Annotated in this window: 2 protein-coding genes; both read right to left on the reverse strand. The window is 60.5% G+C overall.

Annotation, left to right across the window (positions count from 1 at the left end; genetic code table 11):
- A partial coding sequence (locus EN852_RS38265) for an aminopeptidase P family N-terminal domain-containing protein (RefSeq protein WP_189546587.1) occupies positions 1 to 157 on the reverse strand: 157 nt, incomplete at its 3' end.
- Positions 157 to 314, reverse strand: a 158-nt coding sequence (locus EN852_RS38270; protein WP_189546589.1) for a laccase domain-containing protein, incomplete at its 5' end; no start/stop codon positions are given. The genes EN852_RS38265 and EN852_RS38270, both read right to left, overlap by 1 nt.

A 314-nucleotide genomic window follows, 5' to 3' on the forward strand; every position in this document is an offset into this window, starting at 1 on the left:
ACTGGAAGAAGCAGAAGCCGAACGTGTCGTAGCCGGTCAGCCAGTACATGCTTTCCTGCGCGAACAGCAGCATGGCGTCGAGCTTCTTTTCGGCCATCTCGATCATCAGCCGGTCGCGCCGCGCGTCGAATTCCGATCGTTCAAAATGCAGCGCCATTATATCTTCTCCAAAACGATTGCCGAAACCTGCCGGCCATAATCGGGCTCCTTGCGGTGCGTGGTGCGCCGGTAGGAGTAAAACAGATCTTCCTCGGCATAGGTGCAGCGGCCGAGACCCTCGGCCGTCACGCCGGCCCTGGCCAGCCGGTCGACCG

Source organism: Mesorhizobium sp. M2E.F.Ca.ET.209.01.1.1 (assembly GCF_004010375.2).
Taxonomy (GTDB): domain Bacteria; phylum Pseudomonadota; class Alphaproteobacteria; order Rhizobiales; family Rhizobiaceae; genus Mesorhizobium.